This is a genomic window from Pseudomonas graminis (assembly GCF_013201545.1).
Taxonomy (GTDB): domain Bacteria; phylum Pseudomonadota; class Gammaproteobacteria; order Pseudomonadales; family Pseudomonadaceae; genus Aquipseudomonas.
In genome coordinates this window covers 4,177,995-4,202,416 of record NZ_CP053746.1, presented here as the reverse complement: position 1 = coordinate 4,202,416, position 24,422 = coordinate 4,177,995, and the positions used below count along the sequence as shown (strand labels likewise).

The following is a 24,422-nucleotide window of genomic DNA, read 5'->3' as shown; positions in this document are numbered from 1 at the left end:
GCTCGAAAAGACCGCTTGAGCATCTAGGCGCTGGATGGCCAACCACTGCTGGGGCCCCCCAACGGCTTGATTGACTAGCCGGAGCCCATGAGACCCCAACCCACCAGGTCATCCAGACGAACGCACGTCTTTTCACTAATGCAGGGCAATTCGCCCGCACTAGGCATTACCACTGTGGATTCATACAGAATCAGGCGCGGTACCGTCTCGCCACGCGAGATAAATTAACCGCCGGTATTGACGATCCAGAAACCGGCGGTTAGTTTACGTCCATCGAAGCGCGACGGGTTGCGCAGCGAAGGGCCAGCGGCCCGCCCTCTTTGGGTCGCTCTTTAAAAACCAAACCGTTCAAAGGCCTTCAGCCAGCAAAAGGACTAACGCATCGAGCGTGGGCGATACCCACCTTGATGCGCCGTATCCGAGTAGTCCTGAAGGCCCAAACCGAAAACGTATGGAAAGAAATCAGCGCCCAATCCGCAGGTGGCGAGTAACAGCGGATCGAAGCGACTCCTTCAGCTAGAGCGTCCGGCACGCCGGCGTTTTGGCGAGGAACACATCCGATACATACCCGCGATCGACGCCAGTAGCGGATCGCGGCCCTGAAAGCGATTTCACTGATGCAGCCTGGCTACAGGCTGCATTGGGAAACCACCGTCAGAAGGAACTTCAAGATGCTCATCCTCACCCGCCGGCCCGGCGAAACCATCCGCATCAACGACGACATCCAGATCACCGTCACCCGAACTCAAGGCCAGCAAGTCTGGATCGGGATCACCGCCCCCCGCGAAATTCAGGTGCACAGGGAAGAAATCTACCAGCGCATTCAAGAGCAGCTGTTGAGCCCCGCCCAACCTGCGAACCAGCTGGCCTCATAACCCAAAGCGGCGGCCGTGGAGGCCGCTCAACCAGCTCGCCCAGGAGGCGACCATGACTTACGAAATAATTGTTGAAGAGTTCGTCCTCGAGGTGGAGGTGACTCATTGCGAAAACACGCCGCCCCAGCCTGATAACTGCGACAGCGACTGGGACTGCATGGGCACTCGCGAGCTTGATTACCTCTTGCTGGCAGGCATCACTTATGACCGCAACGGTAAGCCGCAGGACGTCCAACCTTTCGACCTGCGCACCGTCGGCGCACAGCACGACACCGCCATTCGCGTTGCGCTCTGGCACGAGATCGACAGCCGCATGCATCGATCACGGTGGGCGGCATGAGTGCCGAGTCCAGCCACACCAAAGCCGTCGCCTTGATCGACACGGCCATCAGCACACTGGCGACCGGGCATGCCGAAATGCACCTGGTCTACTCGAACGCTGCCTACACCGCGGTCAACGTCAGCCACGAGCTGCAGGCCATCACCGGAGACGAATTCAAACGCTACTGCGAGCGGATCCGCGACATCGACGCGCGCTTCTTGGGGACGTCAGACGAGAGGGATTCGGCATGACCACTTCCATTGGCCAACCGCTTTTCAGTGAGCAGATTTGCGAGCTGCCGCGTCACCTGGCCGTAGCACCCGATCGCGTGCTGATGGTGTTCAAGGGGCTGACGATGCGGGACGCGATGCGTGCTGCTGAGCAGGCCCACATTTCCAACCCTGAGGCCTGGAGCCGGCGCACTTGTCTGTGCGGCGAATGGACCTTGGCGTATGAGGTGCGCAATGAGTGACTTCGGCGAAATGCAAAGCGCGATCAAGGATCACAAGAAACGATTGCAGGCGATGTTCGGCATCGAATGCCCGGAATGCAAACGCCTCCGGCCGCGCGCCAATCCGACCATCATGCTGCCCCAGCAACGCTGCCGGGTGGATGGTTATCGCGATCCCCGCCCTGAACTGAACGACGCGCAGTGGAGTTCAGTGTGAGCCGTCAGCGAGTCCGGCGCGCGGCTTACTGGCGCGGTTCGGCAGTCACCTTTCTTGTTTGCATTTTGTGGATGTTGGTCAGCGCCTACGCCGAGCACATCACCCAGTAACCCCCTCCCCGTTTCATCGCAGCGCGCCGGCAATGGCATGGCGCAAGGAGCAACCGTGTCCGCACCAAACACCGCCCCCGTGGCGCATGAGCAGCAGCTCAACCTCATTACCCACGCCGCGACCACCACCAGCGCCCTGGTGCTGGATGGCGACAGCCTCGACAAGATGATGCGGCTGGCAGAAGTCATGGCCGGCGGCCGCGCAACGATGCCGAAACACTTCAACGGCAATGCCGCCGATTGCCTCGCCGTGGTGATGCAGTCGATGCAATGGAAGATGAACCCCTTCGCCGTAGCCCAGAAAACCCACCTGGTGAACGGCGTCCTCGGCTATGAAGCGCAGCTCGTCAACGCCGTCATCACGACCTGCGCGCCGGTCCTTGATCGGCTGCACTACGAGTGGTTCGGCGCTTGGGAAAAGGTGATCGGCAAATTCACGATCAAGTCCGGCGACAAAGGCGAGTACCGCGTGCCGGGCTGGAAGATGGCCGACGAGGAAGGGCTCGGCGTGAAGGTCTGGGCGACCTTTCGAGGCGAGGACGAGCCGCGCGTGCTCGAACTACTCCTGGCCCAGGCACGAACGCGCAACAGCACGCTGTGGGCTGACGATCCGCGCCAGCAACTCGCCTACCTCGCGACCAAGCGCTGGTCACGCCTCTACTGCCCGGACGTGATCCTCGGCGTGTACAGCCCCGACGAACTGGAAGAAAGCGCCCCGCGCGTCCGCGACGTTTCCCCTCCCCGCAGCGGTGAACCGGCGGGCCTGCCGCCCTATCCGGAGGCCAAGTTCGCCGAGAACCTGCCCAAGTGGCAAAAGTCCGTCGACGACCGCAAGTCATCCCCCGGGCACCTGATCGCCACCATCAGCAGCAAATACACCCTGAGCGAGCAACAGATCGAGCAGATCAACAACCTCGCGCCCATCGAAGGAGAATCCGCATGAAAATCCATAACGTCGCGCAGGGAAGCCCCGAATGGCACGCGCTGCGCGCCAACTACCACACCGCATCGGAAGCCCCGGCGATGATGGGCGCTTCGAAGCAGTTGAAACGCACCGAGCTGCTGCACGCGAAGAAGACCGGCCTCGATCGCGATATCTCGTGGTGGGTGCAGAAGTACCTCTTCGACAAAGGCCATGAAGCCGAAGCCAGCGCCCGGCCGATACTTGAGGCCCGCCTGGATGAAGACCTGTTCCCCATCGTCGGTACCGAGGGCGACCTGCTGGCCTCCCTCGATGGCTGCACCGTGCTGGGCGAGATTCTGTTCGAGCACAAAATGTGGAACGAGCAGCTCGCCGCGGACGTGCGCGCCGGTGAGCTGGACGCCCATTACTACTGGCAGCTCGAACAGCAGTTGCTCGTCTCCGGCGCTGAAAAAGTCATCTTCGTCTGCTCCGACGGTACCGAAGAGAATTTCGTCTCGATGGAGTACTTCCCCGTGCCCGGCCGCGCTGCAAAGCTGGTTGCCGGCTGGAAGCAATTTGAAGCAGATCTGGCCGCCTATGAGCCGGGCGAACCCGCGGCCGAGGCTATAGGTAAAACGCCGGACGCGCTGCCAGCGTTACGCATCGAAGTCACGGGCATGGTGACCGCCAGCAACCTGGAACAATTCAAGGCCCACTCGCTGGCGGTATTCGCCGCCATCAATACCGACCTGCAGACCGACCAGCATTTCGCCGACGCCGAGAAGACGGTGAAATGGTGCGGCGAGGTCGAAGATCGACTGGCAGCGGCGAAGCACCTCGCGCTGAGTCAAACCGAAAGCATCGACGCCCTCTTCCGCGCGATTGACGAGATCAGCAGCGAGGCGCGCGCCAAACGGCTGGAGCTCGACAAGCTGGTCAAGGCACGCAAAACCGCGATCAGGGAAGACATCGTGATGACCGCAGCAAAGTCCCTGCAGGTTCACATCGACCAGATCAATAACACCCTGGGCGGCAAGGCGCGGATGCCGAAGATCGCCGCTGACTTCGCCGGCGCCATCAAAGGCAAAAAGACGATCGCCAGCCTGCGCGATGCGGCGGACAGCGAACTGGCCCGGGCGAAGATCGAGGCCAGCCAAACCGGCGACAAAATGCGCACCAATCTGGACAGCTTCGCTGAGCTCGCGGCTGACTACGTATTTCTGTTCAACGATCTGCAGCAACTGGTGCTGAAGGAGAACGAGGACCTGGTCCCGCTGATCAAGGTGCGCATCAGCGAGCACCAGCGCGCCGAAGAGATTCGTCTCGAAGCGCAGCGCGAGCAGATTCGTCAGGAAAAGGCGCGGCGATTGGAGCGGGAAGCGAACGAGCTGGCGGAGGCGGCAAACGCTGCGGGGAAAACACAGACGTCTGCTCCTGCTGCCAACACGGCCCAGCCGCCCGCGCGTCGCGTCACCTCCGCCGCACCCTCGGCGAAGGTGCCGCCGAAGCCGACCAAACTCGAGGCGAAAGTCACCGATCTGGAGGCGCTGGTGAAAGCTGTTTACGAAGGCCGTGCCCCGTTTGCGGTGCTGACCGTGAACTGGGCGGCGCTGGATGACCTGGTCCTCATTCACGGCGACGCCTTCACCATGGACGGCGTCGAGCTGCAGCAGGTGGCGGCATGATCAGCTTCAGCTTGAACCCTGATGCGCAGAACCGCATCAAGTCGGCCGAACTGGCGGAGGCCGTGGCGGAGTTTGAGAGCCGGGGTGGTCAGATTTTGCAGGGTGAATGCTTCACGGGAAATCCGATCCCGCCGAAGCGGCGGGATTGGATTGATCCGGAGACGGTGCTCAAGCGCAGGCCTCGTGTGTTGTCGGCGGCGGAGCGCGGCCGGCTTCAGCGGAGGGCGCGGGTGGTATGAACAGGAGCTCAGGCTGCTTCGCCTGCAGCCGCGGCGAACGCCCTTGGGCGCAGCGTTCGGCGAGCAGTCATCTTTTGATGGTGACGCGAGTCCTGTACTCAGCTCGCGCCAGGTGTTGAGATCACGGATCGTGGCGCGAGCGTTTCTTGACCGCGTCGTTGAAAAATATCATCCGTGACCAGAGCGGTTGGACCTCCTAAGCGTGACACGATTATTTGGGACGACCTCCCCGGAGGCGCTTCCACATTTCCTCTACTTCAAAGATCGCGTGTGCGAGCTCTTCTTGAATTATACGAAATTCTTCATCCCAACCTGGGCGACCAGGATCAGCGTTCGCGACAAAATCGTTGGACGCTGTTAGTTTCTCGTGCATCTCTCCGGTGAGTTTTGTGTACTCATCCAGAAATTTCTGATCGTCCATCATCACTCCTATATCCGGCCCAATACCGGACCAATCGTATAGCCCACTACCAACCAATTCGCCACCGAACCTTCGGAGGCATCAACTCGCCTGAGGTAATTGAAATGCCAATCCGCAAAATCATCATGCACATGATCGACAAAAAGCCCGACGGGGCCCCCGCCGTGCTGCATGCAGCGAGCGAACTGCTGCTCGAGTCTCAATCAAATGAAGATCTGTTATGGCGTTTGAACGAGAGCTACAACGCTAAGCAAGGTAAGGCTTGGGGCCTGTTCCACGCGGAGTCCGGCGCGCACCCGCTCCGGGGCTGGCTGAGCAAGTACATCGCCGATGAGATCAGCTTTCAAGAGTTCAGCCTGGTTGCCGTCGAGCATTTGCAGCACTTGATGGAAGAATCAAACCTCGCCATCGGAGGGCACGTCCTCTTCGTGCACTATCAGCAGGGCATGACCGAGTACCTTTCCATTGCGGTTATTCAGCAATCGGAAGGCATCGCAGTTGGCGAAGACCTCCGGACCATCACAGCTAAATATCTCGACCTCGATCACCTCCACCTGGCCGGGCGGATCAACCTGTCCGAATGGCAGAACAATCCGGCGTCTCGGCAGTACATCTCGTTTATCAAGGGCAAAAACGGCAGGAAAGCTACGGAATACTTCCGTGACTTCATCGGCTGTCAGGAAGCCATCGATGCTCCTGGCGAAACCCGTACGTTGCTCAGGGCGTTCAGCGACTTTGTGGAAAACGAGGATCTGCCTGAAGAGGCGGCGCGGGAGAAGACACGCACCCTGGTGGACTATGCGATGAGTCAGACCAAATTGGGCGAGCCAATCATCCTTGAGGAACTGTCGGGGCTGGTGGATGAAGATAAACCCAGGTCTTTTTACGACCATATCCGCAACAAGGACTATGGGTTGTCCCCGGCGATCCCTGCCGATAAGCGAACGCTCAACCGATTCCAACGCTTCACCGGGCGCGTGGAAGGGCTGTCCATCAGCTTTGAAGCGCACCTGCTTGGCACGAAGGTGAAGTACGACAAGAACGATGACACGCTCGTCATTAACGGCGTGCCGACTCTTCTGACCGATCAAATCAAGCGCGCCAGTTTAGAGCGGTAACCGTGGAGCAGATTCAAGGACTGCCATGACCATCTCTGCTCCTGTAATTCGCTACCACGGCGCGAAGTTCAGACTCGCACCGTGGGTGCTGCAGCACTTCCCCCCTCATACCTGCTACGTCGAATCATTCGGCGGCGCTGCCGGCGTACTCATGCAGAAACCGCGGTCCTACGCCGAGGTTTACAACGACCTGGATGGGGACATCGTGAACCTGTTCCGGGTGCTTCAAGACCCAGCAACGCGGACGGCGCTTGTCGAGCGACTGGTGCTGACGCCCTACTCGCGAGCCGAGTTTGAGCTTTCGTGGGAGCCGGCCAGCGATACGATTGAGCGCGCCCGGCGGACGATCATTCGCGCACAGATGGGGTTCGGCTCAGCCGGCGCGACGAAGGGTGTCACCGGCTTTCGCATAGACACGAAGCGTCAGTATGGCACCGCCCAGTCACTCTGGGCCGAATACCCCGACTCGCTCGCGGCGGTTGGTCAAAGGCTGTCCGGCGTCTTGATCGAGAACAGGCCTGCCATTGAGGTCATCACCGCACACGACGCAGCGACGACACTGCATTACGTCGACCCGCCTTACCTGCACGACACCAGGTACAAGGGCGCATCGACTGGACGGTATTACCGGCATGAGATGGACGACGAAGAACACAGCAAGCTGCTCGGCGTTTTGCTCGAGCTAGAAGGAATGGTCGTTCTTTCCGGTTACCCGAGCGAGCTTTATAGCGAGCTGCTTACGGACTGGAGCTGTTACAGCACATCTGCGCGGATATCCGCAGGGCGTGGCACCGCAAACCGGACCGAGTGCATCTGGCTGAACCCGGCCTGTGCGGAGCGAGTAAGTCAGCTCGGTCTGGATCTCGGCGAACGCGTGTGAGCCGTAACCCTATCCAACCTTGAAACACGCCACTGGCGGACATTAGTGTCCTGAAAGCGGCGTCACTTTCCAGCTTTAGCTTTTTCCCACTCTTGTTTGAGTATATGCTGACACCAGTAAACTACGCTCTCAGCGAGTTTCTTGGCGGAACCGGCAGCCCGGTCGCACTCAAAGTACAGCTCAATAACCGCCTTCATAAGTTCCTTCGAATCCGTCTCATCAGGATTAATAAGCAACTCAATTTTGGACTTCAAACTTATCAAGTCTTTCATCGCCTGTACGTGAGATGCGGCCCAGTCGGCATGCATTTGATGAGCAATTGATGGCTCTGTCCGCGAGTACAAGCGATATTTGGGCTGAGCAGACTCCCAGTAAATATTAAGTCGCTGGACATTAAGCGCTTCAGCTATATAGGCCGCGCACGTGTTACGCAGATCGTTTATCCAGTCCTGGCGACTTGCCTTTAAAGAATTCTGGTTGGCTATTCGTTCCTGAGTAGCTACCGCATCTCGCTGAAGGGTAAAGTTCTGAGCAGCCACTTTCTCTTGACTTTGTACAGTCTTATTGAAATTCCGAATAGTAAGATAAGTACCAAGCATAAAGATGCAGATTGTACCTAAGAAGGTCCAGAGATTCGACCAATCGAACCCGGTATCAACGACCACTTTTGGGATCTGTTCGAGATAAACAACTGACGTTTCGTACTTCACACCTTACTCCATGGTTATTGGACCTGTCGGCCCATCATAATCCTAGGTACGTACTATGCCCACAGAATCAACGAGAATCGTCTGCCAGTTCAGCTGCGGCGCTGCATCTGCGGTCGCATCCAGGCTGGCACTCGCCGACTACGGCGGCACGCATGACGTGCAGATCATCAATGCCTTCATTGCCAACGAGCACGAAGACAATCGGCGATTCCTCGCTGACTGTGAAACCTGGTTCGGCAGGCCGATCACGGTTCTGCGTGACACCAAATACGGCGCCGATATTAACGAAGTTTTCCGGCGCGAGCGTTACGTGAAAAATCAGTTTGGAGCCCCTTGCACCAAGCTGCTCAAGCGCCGGTTACTCGATGCATGGAAGCAACCAGGCGACGTAATGGTGTTTGGCTACACCGCCGAAGAGCAGGATCGGCTGGACACCTTCCGAGAGCGGAATCCTGATCGCGCTGTCATAGCGCCGCTGATCGATCGCGGGCTGGGCAAGGAAGACTGCAAGGCGATGGTCGAACGAGCTGGTATCAAACTGCCCTTCATGTACCGACTTGGCTACGACAACGCAAACTGCATCGGCTGTGTGAAAGGCGGAGAAGGATATTTCCGAGCCATCCGTGAAGACTTCCCAGAACAGTTCGAATCGCTCTGCCACTTGCAGGACCTGCTGGGCCCAGGCTCGTACCTTCACAGAAACCGCATTACCAATGAGCGTTTCTCGCTAAGGAACTTGGGCGACGGGCCGGTACGGCGGAACGAGAAGATTCCAACCTGCTCCTTTTTCTGCGAAATTGCTGAAGCCGACATAGTAGCCAGCATGTGATCAGTGGATCGTCGGCAGCGCATCAATGCTCATTACGACGGACTAATGACCGTTCGATGATCAGTTGCCCGGCCTGCCATAACGTCACATCCACAACCCTGCATAAATCGCATGGAATCGAACCATGACCCAGCAGCATCAGATTCTGGTCGGCGAGTGCACGAGATGATACGTAAGCTGCTCACCTAATCTATGTCATTTTCATATAAATATTTCGCTATTTGCTTGGTAGCGCTACTATCCATGTGGTTGGAAGTTGTAAATAAAATATCACGATCAAAACTGTGCATGAGCAACTGAATTTCACTCGGGAAAACAGGCCCAAGGAACACCATAAATCGAAAACCAAGTAAGTCGAACTGAAACCCTTCTACCTCTGCAGCCTTAATTCGAGCAGGGAAAGAAAATATCCCGTTCAACGCCTTATGTGTATTGACATCCACGACCATGAAGATATCACTTACCCTTCCCTTCGGGTCTAGCAAAAATTCTTCGATAGCAGTCAGTACTGGCGGAAGCATGGCTCCCTTACAGCTATTCACTTTTGCAAAAGTCGTAGGCCATACAGCTGCTCGCCACACAACACTTAAAGCAAAGTAATAAAGTGAATCCACTATATTAATCGGCACATCAGCCGTAGCATAAATAGCTCTCCGCTGATGATGGGCGGACGGCCCTTGCCTAATTAAAAGGTCAAGCATAGGAAAATCAAAGAAATTCCCCCAAAGTTTCGACGCCGGGGTCTCACCAAATTTGGAAAATTTTATTTCACAGGCACCACATAGAAAATGAGCGGTAACCTGTTTATCCGTCCTACCTGCTTTGCGCAAGGAAGTATCGACTTTCAAAGGTGAACTACCACCTTGGCTTTTCGGATCACGTACAAGCTTGTACACCGCTTTGGGCACCAAATGGCTATTGTGCAGAATTCCGTCCTTTTTACAGAGACCACAACGTCCATTTTTCATTAAAATTCCTAGTTCAGTGATTTCAGCCGACCGATATTGTGGGTACGAGAAGCGAGGATACGTTATGTCACGCTTTCGAGATGTTCGAAATGACTCCAGTTAGCTTTCAGCCGCGGTGTCACCAACCGGGGTGACCAGCGACGGCGCTGTTGCGCTTCGGCCGGCGCGAGGTATCAGGATAAGCTAGATTACTCCGCCCCCCAATTCGACATGTTGGCCGACCCCGAAGACGCCATCGCGTGTTTCTGCAGCGGTTGCGTCAGCCTTTGAAAGCAGAAACCAACCCGGTAACCGCTCCGATTAAACCCACGGCCATGCCGAACCAATACCCTACCGACTCTCTGCGTTGCTTTTGCTCTGCTCTTATTAAATCCCTAACCGTTCGCAATCCAAGCGGCGTCAGATAGTAGGGTTCGTCAGGGTGGACATCCCAATCGACACGGGAAAAAAAAGATGAATCTGACTCGTCAGGCATTTGCACTAGGAGTGATTCGGCTTTTCTACGGTAATAACTGGTTTGTATCGAAGCTCTCCACTGTTCAGAAAGCTCCCACCTTCGAACATAGTCCGCCATTTCACCGCTTTCGTAAGATTGCTCGCTGTCCGGCGGCTCGCTTTTGCGTAGAGCATTGGCATCTCGCCGGTGCTTAAACAGCTCGACGCGGTACTGCACGTAATTCGGCAACATCCTTTTCCCCCTCAGAAATTCCAAATCGCAATATACCCGCGAGGATCCCCTATGTCCGCACATCAGAAGAAACACCCCCTCGATTTCAAAACTCAGTACGGCCTAGGCTTCGACCCGCAAGACGATGAGATCGTCGTGGACTTCTTCTGCGGCGGTGGCGGCGCCGGTACCGGGCTGGAGATGGGCCTCGGTCGCAAGGTCAGCGTGGCGAAGAACCACAGTGCCAAAGCGATCAGCATGCACACCATCAACCACCCGGGCGCCAAGCATTTCACGACCGACGTGTTCGATGGTGATCCGGACACCGAGTGCGGCGGAAAGGCGGTGGGCTGGTTCCACATGTCGCCGGACTGCACCCATCACAGCCAGGCCGCCGGCGGACAGCCGCGTAAGCGCGAGATCCGCAACCTGTCGTGGATCGGGCTGAAGTGGGCAGGCAAGAAGAAGCCTCGAGTCATCAGTCTGGAAAACGTGAAGCAGATCCTGCAATGGGGCCCGCTGATCGCCAAGCGCGACAAAGCGACCGGCCGCATCATCAAGCTGGTGCCAGGCGTGAACAAAAAGGGCAAAGAAGTGCTGGTGAAGGTAGTTGCTGAACCCGGCGAGATCGTTCCTGTCGGTGAGCAGTTCTTGGTCCCAAACCCCAAGCGCAAAGGCAGCACGTGGCAACGTTTCGTGGAGCTGCTGGAGCAGCACGGTTACGTGGTCGAGTGGCAAGTGATCAAGGCGTGCGACTTCGGCGCGCCCACCAACCGGGAACGCCTGTTCATGATCGCTCGGTGCGACGGACTGCCGATCGTCTGGCCGGAGCCGACCCACGCGAAGAAGCCCGGCAAGGGCCAGCTGAAGTACCGCACCGCCGCCGAGTGCATCGACTTCAGCGATTTGGGTAAGAGCATTTTCGGCCGCAAGGATGAGCTGGCCGACGCCACCAAACGCCGAATCGCCAAGGGCATGAGGAAGTTCGTCATCGACCACCCTGCCCCGTTTATTGTGCCGATCGCGAACTGGTCGACTGAGACGGTACAGTCGCTGAACGAGCCGCTGCGCACCGTGACGTCTTACCCGAAAGGCGGGGCGTTCTCGGTGGTGAGCCCAATCATCGCACCGGCCACGCATCAGGGCAGTGACCGTATCAACGATCCACTTGAGCCGCTGCCGACTGTGACCTGCGCCAACCGCGGCGAACTGACATTGATCAGTCCTACGCTGGTTCAGACCGGCTACGGGGAGCGCGCGGGCCAGCAACCGCGCGTGCCGGGATTGGATCAGCCGCTGGGGACCGTCGTCGCTGGAGGCATAAAGCACGCACTCGCTGCGGCGCACCTGGTGAAGTTCAGATTCAACGACGAGGGCAAATCGCTGGACGAACCGCTGCCAACCATCACTAGCGGCGGCAACTACCAGCGTCCTGCCGGCGCCGCGCACGCCATGGGCATCGCCACCGCTTTCATGGCGCAGATGAACGGCGGATTCAACACCACTGTCGCGAAAAGTCTTGAGGACCCGGTAACCACAGTGACGAACACTGGCAGCCAGCAACAGCTGGTGACGGCAACGCTGGTCACCAACACGACCGGCCACGCCCCTTCAGATATCGAAGGACCGGTACCTACGCTCACGACCGGGCAGCACCACATGCTCGCCACGGCGCACCTCCTGCACCTGCGTGGCAACTGCGACGCCCGCGCAGCCGCCGATCCACTCCACACGGTCAGCGCCGGCGGCACACACCACGGACTCGTCACCGCTTTCATAGAGCGTCAGTTTGGCGCCAGTGTTGGCCAGCACCTGGATGAACCCGCACCGACCATCACGGCCGGCGGCGGAGGCAAGAGTTCGCTGGTCAGCTTTGAGTTGTCGCCAGAGCACGAAGAAGGAGCGTTGCGTGTTGCCGCCTTCCTGATCAGTTACTACGGCACGGAGAACATGAGCAGCTGCGACCAGCCCGCTCCGACGATCACCACAAAGGATCGTCTCGGCCTGGTCACCGTCATGGTCAAGGGCACGCCCTACGTGATCGTCGACATCCGACTGCGGATGCTGCAACCGGCCGAGTTGTACCGGGCGCAGGGCTTTCCGCCGGACTACATCATCACCCATGGCGCAGACGGCAAGCCATTCACGAAGACGGAGCAGGTCCACATGTGCGGCAACAGCGTCAGCCCGCCGCCGATGGCCGCCCTCGCCCGCGCGAACGATCCTTGGCGAGTGGCGGCAGAGCAGGCAGCCGCAGCGTAACTTGCTCACAGCCAGCCCAAACGCACAAGCGACTCGATGACGGCTAGCACGGCAACAAGCAGATTGACCAGATTGGTGAGTCGCTTCATGAATTTCTCGGTTGGCTGATTTGCTAATCCGAGTCGACGATGCGCTGACAGTAATGCTCGATGGTCTGCGCGCTCAACACGCTGCGCTCGTCATGGCGCCCGACTCCCAAGAGAGCTCGTTTCACACCCCCATTGCCTGCTGCGTATGCAGCGAGGAGATATCTGTGCGCCTGAAAAAGCTGGAGCGCGAGCAGGTCCGCATGAAATACGGCGGCCGCTGCACATATTGTGGAATCGAACTTGGTGGCCGTTGGCACGCTGACCATTTGGAGCCTGTCACGCGGGAGTTGATCCCAAAGCAAAATGCCAACGGCACATGGCGGCTGGACGCCGGGAAACCGCTCAGGCCTGAGAACGACCACATCGGGAACATGATGCCGGCTTGCGCGCCCTGCAACATAAGCAAAGGCAGCCAGAGTCTTGAGGTTTGGCGCACGTGGATTGCCCGGCACGTCAACAGCCTGAACCTATACCACCCCATCTACCGACTGGCAAAGGCATACGGCCTGGTCGTCGAGACGGCGGCACCTGTGGTGTTCTATTTCGAGACAGTGACGTTATGAAGCCATCTCGAAACCAGCGGCGCATTCTCGCCAAGGAAAACGCCAAGCAACCGTCCTCGCTTCAACTTGTGCCGCGCAAGCGGTGGCCGAATCTCGGCCCGCCGGATCTGATCGAGGTCTGGAGATCACGCGGTTTTCTCGTCCAGATATACAGCGAGCCCAGGGATTTCCAGCGTATGAGCGTGTGCCGGGCACATCACAACAGTGAAAGCTGGGTAGACAAAATCACTTGGGATGAACTGATGCAACTGAAGCGTGAGTGCGGCAGAGGCAATAAGGACGCGCTGGAGGTTTTCCCTGCGGACGTCGACATCTTGAACGTCGCCAACATGCGGCACCTGTTCTTTCCGCCCGAGCCGGTCGCGTTCAAGTGGTCGCGGTCATGACCTGGTACACAGAAAGCTGGCAGCGTATGGATTCCGTTTACTCGCGATGCAAGGCTGAAGGCATGGATGCTGCAGCTATCAGCAAGGCTATCGACGAATCGTACCCCTACAGCTCGCGCAGTGGCTGGGCTTACAAGGCTTGGCTGTCAGCGCGGCGCAATTTTTTTCCGAAGCACAACCTTCCACTTCGCCGGGCCAAGCGCCCACCGCCAGACCTGCTGGACTAACCCCTTCCCCATCTATCCACATGCCTGCCGGTGCACGGCGGGTGAGGAATTTTCATGTTCATCGAAAACATGCCCGTCATGCGCGGCGTTAACATCAAGCAGATTCCGATGCGACTGCTGCAGCCATTCGAGAAGCAGGCGCTGCGCAATCACAGCCAGTCTTTGCAGCGGCTGGCCGAACGCGGCGGGATGAACGCCTGCGAAATCCTCGGCATCATTCAAGGCCTGAGCTGGAGCCAACTGAAGCACCACGAGGATGACGAGGCCTGCCTGATTAAGTGGGTTGCCGCACAACCCCTGAACCACGTATAGACCCCGGACGGAGTAGCCAACATGAACACAGCTCAAAAAGTCGAACCAATCGAGTACATCCGCTTGCCGGAGGTGCGGCGCATCACCGGGCTCAGCACCGCAACCATTTACCGCATGGCCGTCGGCGGGAGATTCCCCCGCCAGGCGAAGGTCGGCGAACAAGCTGTTGCCTGGATACGCTCAGAGGTCGAGCAATGGGCGGCAAGCAAGGCTGAGGCGCGCAAGCGCGTGCCTTAAATGGCCTCGACCTTGTCCAGGTAGTCAGCCCAGTTCTGCATCATCTCCCGCCGCTGTTCCACGTACTCGGCATGGTTGTACGTCTTCCGGATCTTGCTTGATCCTGCGTGCGACAGCTGCGCCTCGATCCAGTCCTCGTTGTACCCCATCTCGTTCAGGGCAGTCGAAATCGTCGCGCGGATCCCGTGCCCGGTCAGTCGGCCCTCATATCCCATACGCTTAAGCGCCATGTTGACCGTTCCGTCGCTTATCGGCTTTGCCGGGTCACTTCGGCCCGGCAGTAGCAGTGTGTAAGCGCCGGTCATTTCCATGACGTTGCGTATCTCCTCCACCGCCTGCCGCGACAGCGGCACCAGATAAGGCGGCACCTTTGCCCCATCTTTTCCTCGAATAAGCTTCTGCAACTGCTTCACGCCTGAGGGCGGAATCGTCCACAGCCCGCCGTCCAGGTCGAACTGATCGCGGGTAGCGAACCGAAGCTCGCCAGTGCGAACGCCGGTCAACAGCAATATCCTCACCGCGCTGCGCGTGTACTCGGCGCCGGTGAATGTCCGCAGCGCATTGAGAAACTCGGGAAGCTCAGCCAGCCGAAGCATCGGGTTGTGCTTCTCGGGCGGCTCCTTCACCGCGACGATGTCCAGGTCGGACGCAGGGTTGTGCTCTATGTAGCCGGAGGCGATCGCGAACCGGAATATCTCATTCAGCCACGAGCGGCACTTCCTCGCGACATTCAACGCGCCCCGGGCCTCAACCCTTCGCATGGTCGACAGCACATCGCTGCGACGGATATCAGATATCGGCAACTTGCCTAGCGACGGAATGAGGTCTTTGTCCAAGTACATGCGCGATTGAGTTGCACCGCCTTTCCGGGCCGCCGTCATGCGCGGTGACTTGAAGGCATGCCATTCTTCAGCGACAACTTCGAAGGTTTTCACTGCACCGGTGCTGGCGGTCAGCTTTTCTTCACGCCGGGCGGATCGCGGATCTACTCCTTTTGCTATGAGCGAGCGGGCCTGGTCCCGGCGTTCGCGTGCTTGCTTGAGGCTGACTTCAGGGTAGGTGCCGAGGGAGATGCGCGGTTGGCGGCCGTGCCAGGAGAACCGAAAATGCCACGACTTCGCGCCCTTTGCAGCAACGAAGAGCGACAGCCCGGCCGAGTCAGTGAGGCTGTAGTCCTTGTCGCGGGGCTTCGCTTGCCGGACGGCAGTGTCAGTGAGGGGCATTAGTACATCACCAGATTAATCGAATTGAGTATGTGCTGGTAAATGTACTAAAAATTCTGAGCAGGCGTGAGAAGAGTTGCGGATGCCTAAGAACAGAAAACCCCGCGTGGCCTGCGCCAGCGGGGTTTTCTGAGCATGCCTGAGAGGGCATGAGAATCGAATATGGTGCCCCGAGCCGGAGTCGAACCGGCACATCCTTTCGGACGACGGATTTTAAGTCCGGTGTGTCTACCAATTTCACCATCAGGGCGGTAGCACATATCAGCCTTGACCTTCGCGCGTCGTATCGCGAGGCCAGCCGACAAGAGTGGGGAATATATACACCCCGGGCCCTGGAGGCAAGTTCAAAGCTTTCGGATTCAATTGGTTACGTTTGTTTGTCGTCGCAAGGGCGATAGCTTGTCTATGCTCTCTCCCCACACAGGGCAACCCTCTGTGCGGCTGTCTTGCTACTTTCTTCGAAGAATTAAATGAGGTGTCTATGAAATCCGCTTTGTGGCTTGGCCTGATTGGAGCATTTACGGTGAGCGCTCAGGCGGCGTCGCTCAATGTCCCAATGAACCTGGTGAGCGCTGACGGCGCCCCACAGCCTGTTGGCGAGGTGACCATCAGCGAGACCGCTTACGGGTTGGTGTTTACCCCCGAGCTAAAATCGCTGCCCGCCGGGATTCATGGTTTTCATGTGCACGAAAAGGCGAGTTGCGATTCGGGCATGAAAGACGGCAAAAAAGTCGCGGCACTCGCAGCAGGCGGCCATTTTGACCCGGCCAGCACCGCCAAGCATCTGGGGCCATACGGCGATGGCCACCTGGGCGATCTGCCCGCGGTCTACGTCAACGCTGATGGGGTGGCCAACTATCCAGTGCTCGCACCCCGCCTGAAAAAGATTTCCGACATCAAAGGTCACGCGCTCATGATCCATGTCGGCGGCGACAACCACTCCGACAAGCCTATGCCATTGGGCGGTGGCGGTGATCGCATGGCGTGCGGTGTTATCTGATCGAGCTAAAGCGCGCTTGGCGTCAGCTGACCCGGTAATGGAGAAGAGTGGGCTGGGATGCGGGCTATCGTTTCTTGGCGTGTTGCGGGTGCGATAGTTGGAGTTGCGGAAGCAATTCACCAAACGCAACCCACAAAAAAGCCCGTAAGACGTTGATCTTACGGGCTTTAAATGTGGAGGCCGAGGTCGGAATCGAACCGGCGTAAGCGGATTTGCAATCCGCGGCATAACCATTTTGCTACTCGGCCTCAAACGCTCAACGATCCAACCACTACCGCTAAACGCATACAAACTGGAGCGGGAAACGAGACTCGAACTCGCGACCCCGACCTTGGCAAGGTCGTGCTCTACCAACTGAGCTATTCCCGCTTTGTGTGGGCGCCATTCTATACACTCAAATGACCCCGTCAACCCCTTGATTTAAAAATACTTATTTTTCATCGGTGGTCGTGCGCAGATGCGGCCATGCGGCCCGCAGGTACTGCACCATCGACCACAGCGTCAGGCCCGCCGCGATCATCAACAGCACGTAACCCAACACAACCCAAAAGGTGAACGCAGGGGGATTGGCCAGCAGAATGACCAGCGCGAGCATCTGCGCAGCGGTTTTCCATTTGCCCAGATTTGATACGGCCACCTGTGCCCGAGCACCCAGTTCAGCCATCCACTCGCGCAAAGCGGAGATGACGATCTCGCGCCCGATGATCACGGCAGCTGGCAGGGTCAGCCAGAGGTTGGCGTGAGCTTGCACCAGCAATACCAGCGCAACGGCCACCATCAGTTTGTCGGCCACCGGATCGAGAAAGGCGCCGAACGGCGTGCTTTGCTCCAGACGTCGGGCCAGGTAACCGTCCAGCCAATCGGTCGCGGCTGCCAGTGCGAATACCGAACTGGCAGCCATGTAGCTCCAGTGGTACGGCAGATAGAACAACAGAATGAAGATCGGAATCAGCAGGACACGTAATACGGTGATCAGATTAGGGATATTCATCGGCACAACTGGCTACGAGGTGAGCGAGCATTCTACTCGCTGTGCAGGTTTGCATAAATCGACTCTGCGAGCTTTTTGCTGATTCCCGGCGCCTTGGCGATTTCTTCGATGCTGGCCCGGGACAATTCTTGAAGGCCACCGAAGTGCTTGAGCAGATCGCGACGACGGGTCGGGCCTACGCCTGCCACCCCTTCCAGGGTTGAAGTGCGACGGGTTTTGCCACGCCGCGCACGGTGCCCGGTGATCGCGAACCGGTGCGCCTCGTCGCGGATTTGCTGGATCAGGTGCAGCGCGGGGGAATCGCCCTTGAGGGTGAACTCATGGGCCGCGTCATTCAAGTAAAGCGTTTCGAAACCGGCTTTGCGCGTAGCACCTTTGGCGACACCCAATAGAATCAGATCGGGTATGGCCAGTTCGTTCATCACGTCACGGGCCATGCTCAACTGGCCCTTGCCGCCGTCCACCAGGAGGATGTCCGGCAATTTGCCTTCGCCGTCCTTGATTCTGCTGAAGCGACGGGTGAGCGCCTGGTGCATGGCGGCGTAGTCATCTCCCGCCGTAACGCCTTCGATGTTGTAGCGGCGGTAATCAGATTTGATCGGACCCTCGGGCCCGAACACCACGCACGACGCCACCGTGGCTTCGCCACTGGAATGGCTGATGTCATAGCATTCCAGACGCTGCGGCGGCTCCTCGAGTTTGAGCACTTGAGCCAACGCCTCAAAACGCGCAGTGACGTGCTGGCGATTGGCGAGCCGCGCCATCAGCGCCTGCTCGGCATTGGTCACGGCGAGTTGCTGCCAGCGCGCACGAGTGCCACGCACCCGATGGCTGATGATGATTTCGCGGCCGCGCGAAGCATCAATTGCGTCGATCAGCGCCGGAAAATCCTCGCCGACCACGTTGACGATGACTTCGCCCGGCAATTCGCGCTCGCCGCCGCCCAGGAAATACTGAGCCAGGAATGCGGACATGACCTCGCCCACCTCCTCCTCGATACCGACCTGGGGGAAGAAGTTCTTGCTGCCAAGCACCCGCCCGCCACGTACGCTGATCAGGTGTACGCAGGCGCCGCCCGGATTGACGAACGCCGCCACCACGTCAACGTCGCCGGTGCCGCCGTCCATGCTCTGCTGGTCCTGAACACGGCGCAGCAGCCCGATCTGATCTCGCAGCTCAGCCGCATGCTCGAAATCGAGGTTCATGGCCGACTTTTCCATCAGCGCGTTGAGCTCGTCAGTGAGCGCATTGCTGCGCCCCTCAAGAAACATCACCGAGTGACGCACGTCCTCGTTGTAGACCTGAGGCTCGACGAGGTTCACGCAGGGCGCCTTGCAGCGCTTGATCTGATACTGCAGGCAAGGCCGGGTGCGGTTCTTGTAGAAGCTGTCTTCGCACTGACGAACATGGAAGGTCTTCTGCAGAATGCTCAGGCTTTCGCGAATCGCACCGGCGCTAGGGTAAGGCCCGAAGTAGCGGCCCTTGGCCTTTTTGGCACCACGATGAATGCTCAGCCGGGGAAATTCGCCGTCGGACAGGTGCACATAGGGGTAGGACTTGTCGTCGCGCAACAGGATGTTGTACGGCGGACGCGACTCCTTGATCAGGGTTTGTTCCAGCAGCAGCGCCTCGGTTTCGTTGGCGGTGATGGTGGTTTCAACCTGGGCGATCCGCGCGACCAGCGCACCGGTTTTCGGGGCATGGCCGGTCTTGCGGAAATAGCTGGCGAGCCGTTTCTTTAAATTCTTGGCCTTGCCGACGTACAGCAGCTTGCCGTCGATATCGAACATTCGATATACGCCGGGGCGGCCACTGCAGGTGGACAGAAAAGCACTGGGATCAAACGGTTGGGTCATTTATGCGCTGGCGTCGACCATGCCGTGACGAACGGCCAGCAGGGCCAGCTCAACGTCACTGCTAATCGACAGCTTCTCGAATATGCGGTACCGGTAGGTATTCACGGTTTTGGGGGACAGGCAGAGCTTGTCGGATATTGTCTGCACTTTCTGGCAGCCAACAATCATAAGGGCAATCTGGATTTCCCGCTCGGACAAGAGATCGAACGGCGAGTTGCTGGTCTGCGGCTGGAACGACTTGAGCGCCAGTTGCTGGGCGATCTGCGGGCTGATGTAGCGTTGCCCCGCGAACACCAGGCGAATGGCCTGAACCATTTCGGTCAGACCGGCGCCCTTGGTCATGTATCCCGCCGCGCCGGCTTGCAGCAGCCGTGTGGGAAACGGGTCTTCTTCGCACACCGTGACCGCCACCACCTTCATGTCGGGGTGGCTGCGGATGAGTTTGCGCGTGGCTTCCAGCCCGCCGATGCCGGGCATCTTGACGTCCATCAGCACGACATCGGGTTTCAGCTCGCGGGCCTTCTGCAACGACTCTTCGCCGGACTCGGCCTGTCCCACCACCTGCAAGCCTTCAATGTCGGCCAACATGCGCGTGATACCTGTCCGAACCAGATCGTGGTCATCGACAACCAGCACCCTAATCAAGCAGACACCTCACCGAGCAATTCATGACGACTACCCGCCACGTTAACAAAAAGAAAGTAAGCGACCTGCTCTGGAGCACTGCTTGTGCATGTGTGCCAGATGATCTGTAACGATGCCGACAAACTATCATCATCGACCCAAAAACTTGATAAAAATCTTCAAACGCCCGACCGCTGCATCGCTCGAAATGCCCTATGGCTTCTTGTCTGGGGCGTAGCTGCTCTGGTATTCCGCCAGGGTGGTAGTCAACCGGCAGATGGCATCCTGCTCTTCCTTGCCCAGCGTGCGATAACTGCCCACCATCCACTCCTCGTTTTCGCTCAGACCGACGATGGGCACCGGCGTACGAGACCCCGTCAGCACGTACAACACGTCAACACCGCGAGGTGCAACGCGGGCAAGATAATCAGCCTTGGGGGTGCGTTCACCGTTTTCGTACTTGCCCTGAGCGTTGGCTTCCACGCCACCTATTTCACCGAATGCGCGCTGTGAAAGCCCCAAGCGCTCGCGCTCTTCCCTAATTCGGGCACCTATTCCACTCATTTGGATGCATAGCCTTGTTGACACCACTCTTTTGAGTGATAGAATCGAAATAATTTGAACGAACTTGAACGGTTTTGAACTATGCCCGGAATCCGTACTGCCGCACAAGCCAAGGCATGGCTGGAACAGCAAGGCAAATCAGTTCAAGAGTTTGCCAGGGAGCACAACGTGGACCCGGCGACAACCTATCAAGTGTTATCCGGGCGCAAGAAGGGGCGCCGGGGCGAGTCGCACAAAGTCGCGGTGCTGCTGGGAATGAAGATCGGCGTGATACCCCATGAAGCCGGGTCTTCGGAATTGCCCGAGGACTGAATTGGCTTGTTGCCGCTTTAAGCATTGCTTCTTATAGGGCCCCAATCACTTCCATTGCAATTTCCAATTGAAGAACCCGACGGGTCTGAAGTAAGCTCGGCGGCATTCCACGGAGACAGACCATGTTGCCTTCCCTTTCCACCCAGCTGTTCAGCGCCGCAGACGGTTCACGTCTGGCTGAGCGTGCGGCTGCCTGGAATGCGACGACGTCTAACGCTCCTGCTTCTTATTTTTATGGGTATTGGTTTAGCCACTGGCGCGCCTGATACCCACACGGCGCCCTGAACTTCGGGACGCCCACCAGAGATAACTCTCACCCCCGGTCGGCTTCCCGACCGGGGGTTTTGTTTTTCTGGGCCACACATTTCTGACTGATTGATTCGAGGAGCAACACATGAACCGCAACCACTATTACCGCAACGACACCGACCTCGCCTGGCGATTTAGCAACCTCCGTTCGGGACAGCCTGCCGCCTCCGATCGGTCACTGACAGGTGGCATCGCCCTGCTCACAGCCAATCCGGCCAATTGTCGAACACCCCAGTAGGTCCGCGCGGGACTACCCGCCGACCAGGAAGCCAGCACATGAATTCGCCCGTCGTCAGCAATACCCTCATCGATCTTCCGTCCGGCGCCGTCATCCTGGATGACAGCCGCCCTGCCCCGAAACGCCTGCCCACGCCGTTCGCGCTGAAACATCAGCTGCCGCTGGATGCTGCCCAGACAGCCCAGGTCGCTGCCCACCGCCATTCGATCCGCGCCATTCTCAACGGTGAAGATTCGCGCCTGCTGGTCGTTGTCGGCCCGTGCTCGATCCACGATCCCCACGCCGCCCTCGAATACGCCGAGCGCCTGGCGCGCTTGGCCGCCGAAGTCAGCGACCAGATGCTGCTGGTGATGCGCGCTTATGTCGAGAAGCCCCGCACCACGGTCGGCTGGAAAGGCCTCGCGTACGACCCCGCGCTGGATGGCAGTGACGACATGGCCGAGGGCCTGGCCCTGTCGCGGCAGCTGATGCGTGAAATGGTCCGGCTCGGCCTGCCGATCGCCACAGAGCTGCTGCAACCAATGGCGGCGGGTTACTTCGATGACGTCCTGAGTTGGGTGGCGATTGGCGCAAGGACAACCGAATCGCAGATCCATCGGGAAATGGCCAGCGGCCTCGGCGTGCCCACGGGCTTCAAGAATGGCACCGACGGCGGCATCTCCGTGGCCTGCGACGCCATTCGCTCGGCGGCCCACGCCCACCGCCATTTCGGCATGGACTCCCAGGGCCACCCAGCGATCGTCGAGACGTCGGGCAATCCGGACACCCACATCGTACTGCGGGGCGGTCACGGCGGTCCCAACTACGACGCGGAGAGCGTTGCAGCGGTGAATGCCAGCCTGGCGAAGCACCGCATGGCCGCCCGCATCATGGTCGATTGCAGTCACGCCAACAGCGGCAAGGATCCGCTGCGTCAGCCGGCCGTGTTCAACGACGTGCTGCAGCAACGGCTGGCCGGCGACCGAACACTGATCGGCATGATGCTGGAGAGCCATCTGTTCGAAGGCTGCCAGCCGCTGAGTGCTTCCCTTAAATACGGTGTGTCGGTGACGGACGCGTGCCTGGGTTGGGCGTCCACCGAGGACCTGCTGCGCGATGCCGTGAACAAACTGCGCTACAGGTAACTCATGCAGTTACGTGTCCAGCCGCCTTTCCAGTAACGTCTGCAAACAGGAAGCCGGTGCCGGCCATGTCGCCGGCTTCCCGCCTAATCGTCGTCGCCATCAGCGGCGGCCCGTGGCAGCGAAGACGCCCGTCGTGGGAAAGCGCCCCGCGCGCCGGGTGTATTTGCACCGCAGCGCCAGCGCCTTTTCCAGCCTCTCCGGAACAAAAGGCCTGAAGCGGTGCAACGCTCCCCACAGCCTGCACTAACCGGCGCATGGCCACACCCCGCGACCCCCTCCGCCCATGACTTTCGCTGGTTAAGCTCGATCCTTCTTTTATATCCAAGGAGTGATCGACATGTACAAGGAAGTCACCACCAAGTACCCCCTCTTGCTGGTCCACGGTTTGTTCGGTTTTGACCGGATCGGCAACGCTGAAATGTTCCATGCCATCCCTCAGGCATTGGAGAAAGCTGGCTGCAGGGTTCACGTGCCGGCGTTGTCTGGCGTCCACGACAACGAAACCCGCGGCGAGCAGTTGATTGATCAGATCGAACGCTTCCTGCGCCGCACCGGTTACCTAAAGGTCAACCTGATCGGACATAGCCAGGGCGCGTTGACCTCACGCTATGCTGCCGCGCTGCGCCCCGACATCGTGGCGTCGGTCACTTCCGTGAGCGGCCCCAATCGCGGCTCGGAGGTAGCAGACCGGGTGCGCCGGGCTCTGACGCCCGGGGAGATGCCTGAAGCCGTGGCTTCGCGGATGACTGCAGGTTTCGCTCACTTCCTTGCGCTGCTGAGCGGCAACTCGGACCTTCCCCAAGACCCGGTTCAGGCGCTGGATGCGCTGACGACCGAGGGCGTCGCGGTGTTCAACCGCAAGTATTCCCAAGGGCTGCCATCGACGTGGGGCGGCGAAGGCGCTGAACGGGTCAACGGCGTTCACTATTACTCGTGGAGCGGCTGCATCGACGGCTCACTGTTTTCCGAAGGCCGCAATGCCTTAGACCCCCTGCACCTGGCGTTGCGCAGTTACGCGCTGCTGTTTGAGAAGGAGACTGCATCCAACGACGGTCTGGTCGGCCGCTTCAGCTCCCACCTGGGCAAGGTGATCCGCTCCGACTACCCGATGGACCATGTGGACTCGATCAATCAGAGCGCCGGTCTGGTGCGCAAGCAGGTCGATCCGGTAAAGCTGTACGTTGAACATGCCGGTCTGCTGTTCAGCAAAGGTCTTTGAGCGACGATGTCGTCTGTCACGGCAAGACAAAGGCGCCTGAACTTTCTCGGGAAACGCGGCCCTTATTCCGGTACGCTCGTTTCTTTTTTTTTCACAGGAGTCAACCCCATGGCCAAAGCCACTGCCCGCCACATCCTCGTATCCAGCGAAGAGAAGTGCAACGAACTCAAGGCGCAGATCGAAGGCGGCGCTGATTTTGCCGAAGTCGCAAAATCGAACTCCAGCTGCCCGTCCAGCCGTCAAGGCGGCGACCTCGGCTCTTTCGGCCCCGGTCAAATGGTCAAGGAATTCGACACCGTGGTGTTCAGCGCACCGGTGAACGTCGTCCAGGGCCCGGTGAAAACCCAGTTCGGTTACCACCTGCTGGAAGTGACCAGCCGCCAGGACTGATCCTCCGCGCTGCTGCACGAACGGCCCGCCCTTGAAAGCGGGCCGTTTGTTTATCGAATCCTTGCTCCAGAGCTGTATTGTCCGGTTACAAAGACTCCGG

31 protein-coding genes and 3 tRNA genes are annotated in these 24,422 nt (G+C 58.7%); 22 read left to right on the top strand and 12 right to left on the bottom strand.

Translation table 11 applies throughout. The features are described 5' to 3' along the window. Window positions 1–671: 671 nt before the first annotated feature. From csrA to FX982_RS18835, 8 genes are all read left to right on the top strand, one after another. The gene (gene csrA / locus FX982_RS18870) at window positions 672–875 is read left to right on the top strand and encodes a carbon storage regulator CsrA (protein WP_172612020.1); all 204 of its coding nucleotides are present in this window, start codon (window positions 672–674) and stop codon (window positions 873–875) included. 52 nt (window positions 876–927) lie between these two features. Then, on the top strand, window positions 928–1,215 hold the full coding sequence (locus FX982_RS18865; protein ID WP_172612019.1) for a hypothetical protein: 288 nt from the start codon (window positions 928–930) through the stop codon (window positions 1,213–1,215). After that, window positions 1,212–1,448: a hypothetical protein gene (locus FX982_RS18860; protein ID WP_172612018.1), complete on the top strand. Its 237-nt coding sequence runs from the start codon at window positions 1,212–1,214 to the stop codon at window positions 1,446–1,448. Before FX982_RS18865 ends, FX982_RS18860 begins: the two co-directional genes overlap by 4 nt. After that, window positions 1,445–1,669, top strand: coding sequence for a hypothetical protein (locus FX982_RS18855; RefSeq protein WP_172612017.1), 225 nt, complete (start codon window positions 1,445–1,447; stop codon window positions 1,667–1,669). The genes FX982_RS18860 and FX982_RS18855 overlap by 4 nt, the downstream gene beginning before the upstream one ends. Further along, entirely contained in the window at window positions 1,662–1,865 is a 204-nt protein-coding gene (locus tag FX982_RS18850) for a hypothetical protein (RefSeq protein WP_172612016.1), read from the top strand. Before FX982_RS18855 ends, FX982_RS18850 begins: the two co-directional genes overlap by 8 nt. A 165-nt stretch (window positions 1,866–2,030) precedes the next feature. Beyond that, entirely contained in the window at window positions 2,031–2,918 is an 888-nt protein-coding gene (locus tag FX982_RS18845; protein WP_172612015.1) for a RecT family recombinase, read from the top strand. Then, window positions 2,915–4,564: a YqaJ viral recombinase family protein gene (locus tag FX982_RS18840; protein ID WP_172612014.1), complete on the top strand. Its 1,650-nt coding sequence runs from the start codon at window positions 2,915–2,917 to the stop codon at window positions 4,562–4,564. Before FX982_RS18845 ends, FX982_RS18840 begins: the two co-directional genes overlap by 4 nt. After that, window positions 4,561–4,803, top strand: a complete 243-nt coding sequence (locus FX982_RS18835; protein WP_172612013.1) for a hypothetical protein — start codon at window positions 4,561–4,563, stop codon at window positions 4,801–4,803. Before FX982_RS18840 ends, FX982_RS18835 begins: the two co-directional genes overlap by 4 nt. Before the next feature lie 211 nt (window positions 4,804–5,014). Here FX982_RS18835 and FX982_RS18830 read toward each other — a convergent pair whose 3' ends face one another. Then, a complete protein-coding gene (locus FX982_RS18830) occupies window positions 5,015–5,224 on the bottom strand; it encodes a hypothetical protein (protein ID WP_172612012.1) in 210 nt (69 codons plus the stop codon). Between the two features lie 104 nt (window positions 5,225–5,328). Between FX982_RS18830 and yejK the strand changes: the two genes are divergently transcribed. Both yejK and FX982_RS18820 read left to right on the top strand, forming a co-directional pair. After that, complete coding sequence (gene yejK, locus FX982_RS18825; protein WP_172612011.1) at window positions 5,329–6,342, top strand: nucleoid-associated protein YejK; 1,014 nt, start codon at window positions 5,329–5,331, stop codon at window positions 6,340–6,342. A 25-nt stretch (window positions 6,343–6,367) separates the two neighbouring features. Then, window positions 6,368–7,222: a DNA adenine methylase gene (locus FX982_RS18820; RefSeq protein ID WP_172612010.1), complete on the top strand. Its 855-nt coding sequence runs from the start codon at window positions 6,368–6,370 to the stop codon at window positions 7,220–7,222. Between the two features lie 62 nt (window positions 7,223–7,284). On the opposite strand, the gene FX982_RS18815 is transcribed toward FX982_RS18820, so the two are convergent. Beyond that, window positions 7,285–7,932: a hypothetical protein gene (locus FX982_RS18815; RefSeq protein ID WP_172612009.1), complete on the bottom strand. Its 648-nt coding sequence runs from the start codon at window positions 7,930–7,932 to the stop codon at window positions 7,285–7,287. A gap of 55 nt (window positions 7,933–7,987) precedes the next feature. On the opposite strand from FX982_RS18815, the gene FX982_RS18810 reads away from it, so the two are divergent. Beyond that, window positions 7,988–8,761, top strand: a complete 774-nt coding sequence (locus FX982_RS18810; RefSeq protein WP_172612008.1) for a hypothetical protein — start codon at window positions 7,988–7,990, stop codon at window positions 8,759–8,761. A gap of 185 nt (window positions 8,762–8,946) precedes the next feature. On the opposite strand, the gene FX982_RS18805 is transcribed toward FX982_RS18810, so the two are convergent. Continuing rightward, window positions 8,947–9,729, bottom strand: coding sequence for a hypothetical protein (locus FX982_RS18805; protein WP_172612007.1), 783 nt, complete (start codon window positions 9,727–9,729; stop codon window positions 8,947–8,949). A gap of 259 nt (window positions 9,730–9,988) precedes the next feature. Further along, complete coding sequence (locus tag FX982_RS18800) at window positions 9,989–10,417, bottom strand: hypothetical protein (RefSeq protein ID WP_172612006.1); 429 nt, start codon at window positions 10,415–10,417, stop codon at window positions 9,989–9,991. A 51-nt stretch (window positions 10,418–10,468) separates the two neighbouring features. On the opposite strand from FX982_RS18800, the gene FX982_RS18795 reads away from it, so the two are divergent. The 5 genes from FX982_RS18795 (at window position 10,469) to FX982_RS18775 (ending at window position 14,472) form a co-directional block, all read left to right on the top strand. After that, on the top strand, window positions 10,469–12,658 hold the full coding sequence (locus FX982_RS18795) for a DNA cytosine methyltransferase (RefSeq protein ID WP_172612005.1): 2,190 nt from the start codon (window positions 10,469–10,471) through the stop codon (window positions 12,656–12,658). Between the two features lie 100 nt (window positions 12,659–12,758). Beyond that, on the top strand, window positions 12,759–13,310 hold the full coding sequence (locus tag FX982_RS18790; protein ID WP_254074819.1) for an HNH endonuclease: 552 nt from the start codon (window positions 12,759–12,761) through the stop codon (window positions 13,308–13,310). Then, complete coding sequence (locus tag FX982_RS18785; RefSeq protein ID WP_172612004.1) at window positions 13,307–13,696, top strand: DUF7694 domain-containing protein; 390 nt, start codon at window positions 13,307–13,309, stop codon at window positions 13,694–13,696. Before FX982_RS18790 ends, FX982_RS18785 begins: the two co-directional genes overlap by 4 nt. 281 nt (window positions 13,697–13,977) lie before the next feature. Continuing rightward, window positions 13,978–14,235 carry a hypothetical protein gene (locus FX982_RS18780; protein WP_172612003.1) on the top strand — a complete coding sequence of 86 codons (258 nt, stop codon included), beginning with the start codon at window positions 13,978–13,980 and terminating at the stop codon, window positions 14,233–14,235. 21 nt (window positions 14,236–14,256) lie between these two features. After that, the gene (locus tag FX982_RS18775) at window positions 14,257–14,472 is read left to right on the top strand and encodes a helix-turn-helix transcriptional regulator (RefSeq protein WP_172612002.1); all 216 of its coding nucleotides are present in this window, start codon (window positions 14,257–14,259) and stop codon (window positions 14,470–14,472) included. Here the strand turns inward: FX982_RS18775 and FX982_RS18770 are convergent. Continuing rightward, window positions 14,469–15,695: a tyrosine-type recombinase/integrase gene (locus tag FX982_RS18770; protein ID WP_172612001.1), complete on the bottom strand. Its 1,227-nt coding sequence runs from the start codon at window positions 15,693–15,695 to the stop codon at window positions 14,469–14,471. The genes FX982_RS18775 and FX982_RS18770 overlap by 4 nt on opposite strands. A 163-nt stretch (window positions 15,696–15,858) precedes the next feature. Continuing rightward, window positions 15,859–15,945 (bottom strand) — tRNA-Leu (locus tag FX982_RS18765). Between the two features lie 231 nt (window positions 15,946–16,176). On the opposite strand from FX982_RS18765, the gene sodC reads away from it, so the two are divergent. Then, the gene (gene sodC, locus FX982_RS18760; RefSeq protein WP_172612000.1) at window positions 16,177–16,695 is read left to right on the top strand and encodes a superoxide dismutase family protein; all 519 of its coding nucleotides are present in this window, start codon (window positions 16,177–16,179) and stop codon (window positions 16,693–16,695) included. Window positions 16,696–16,869: 174 nt separating this feature from the next. On the opposite strand, the gene FX982_RS18755 is transcribed toward sodC, so the two are convergent. The 6 genes from FX982_RS18755 to FX982_RS18730 form a co-directional block, all read right to left on the bottom strand. Beyond that, a tRNA-Cys gene (locus FX982_RS18755) sits at window positions 16,870–16,943 on the bottom strand. Window positions 16,944–16,988: 45 nt separating this feature from the next. Next, window positions 16,989–17,064, bottom strand: a tRNA-Gly gene (locus FX982_RS18750). A gap of 61 nt (window positions 17,065–17,125) precedes the next feature. Next, a complete protein-coding gene (pgsA, locus tag FX982_RS18745) occupies window positions 17,126–17,686 on the bottom strand; it encodes a CDP-diacylglycerol--glycerol-3-phosphate 3-phosphatidyltransferase (RefSeq protein ID WP_065990459.1) in 561 nt (186 codons plus the stop codon). Between the two features lie 32 nt (window positions 17,687–17,718). Beyond that, on the bottom strand, window positions 17,719–19,542 hold the full coding sequence (gene uvrC, locus FX982_RS18740) for an excinuclease ABC subunit UvrC (RefSeq protein ID WP_172611999.1): 1,824 nt from the start codon (window positions 19,540–19,542) through the stop codon (window positions 17,719–17,721). Then, a complete protein-coding gene (gacA, locus tag FX982_RS18735; protein ID WP_065990451.1) occupies window positions 19,543–20,187 on the bottom strand; it encodes a response regulator transcription factor GacA in 645 nt (214 codons plus the stop codon). A gap of 192 nt (window positions 20,188–20,379) precedes the next feature. Then, window positions 20,380–20,730: a helix-turn-helix domain-containing protein gene (locus tag FX982_RS18730; RefSeq protein WP_122624578.1), complete on the bottom strand. Its 351-nt coding sequence runs from the start codon at window positions 20,728–20,730 to the stop codon at window positions 20,380–20,382. A gap of 81 nt (window positions 20,731–20,811) precedes the next feature. Here FX982_RS18730 and FX982_RS18725 point away from each other — a divergent pair, with 81 nt between their 5' ends. The 5 genes from FX982_RS18725 (at window position 20,812) to FX982_RS18705 (ending at window position 24,322) form a co-directional block, all read left to right on the top strand. After that, on the top strand, window positions 20,812–21,042 hold the full coding sequence (locus tag FX982_RS18725) for a DNA-binding protein (RefSeq protein WP_172611998.1): 231 nt from the start codon (window positions 20,812–20,814) through the stop codon (window positions 21,040–21,042). Window positions 21,043–21,436: 394 nt separating this feature from the next. Further along, on the top strand, window positions 21,437–21,589 hold the full coding sequence (locus FX982_RS18720; RefSeq protein WP_172611997.1) for a hypothetical protein: 153 nt from the start codon (window positions 21,437–21,439) through the stop codon (window positions 21,587–21,589). A 38-nt stretch (window positions 21,590–21,627) separates the two neighbouring features. After that, a complete protein-coding gene (locus FX982_RS18715) occupies window positions 21,628–22,713 on the top strand; it encodes a 3-deoxy-7-phosphoheptulonate synthase (protein WP_172611996.1) in 1,086 nt (361 codons plus the stop codon). 337 nt (window positions 22,714–23,050) lie between these two features. Beyond that, entirely contained in the window at window positions 23,051–23,932 is an 882-nt protein-coding gene (locus FX982_RS18710; protein WP_172611995.1) for a triacylglycerol lipase, read from the top strand. Window positions 23,933–24,040: 108 nt separating this feature from the next. Continuing rightward, window positions 24,041–24,322 carry a peptidylprolyl isomerase gene (locus tag FX982_RS18705; RefSeq protein WP_027898593.1) on the top strand — a complete coding sequence of 94 codons (282 nt, stop codon included), beginning with the start codon at window positions 24,041–24,043 and terminating at the stop codon, window positions 24,320–24,322. Window positions 24,323–24,422: the final 100 nt, after the last annotated feature.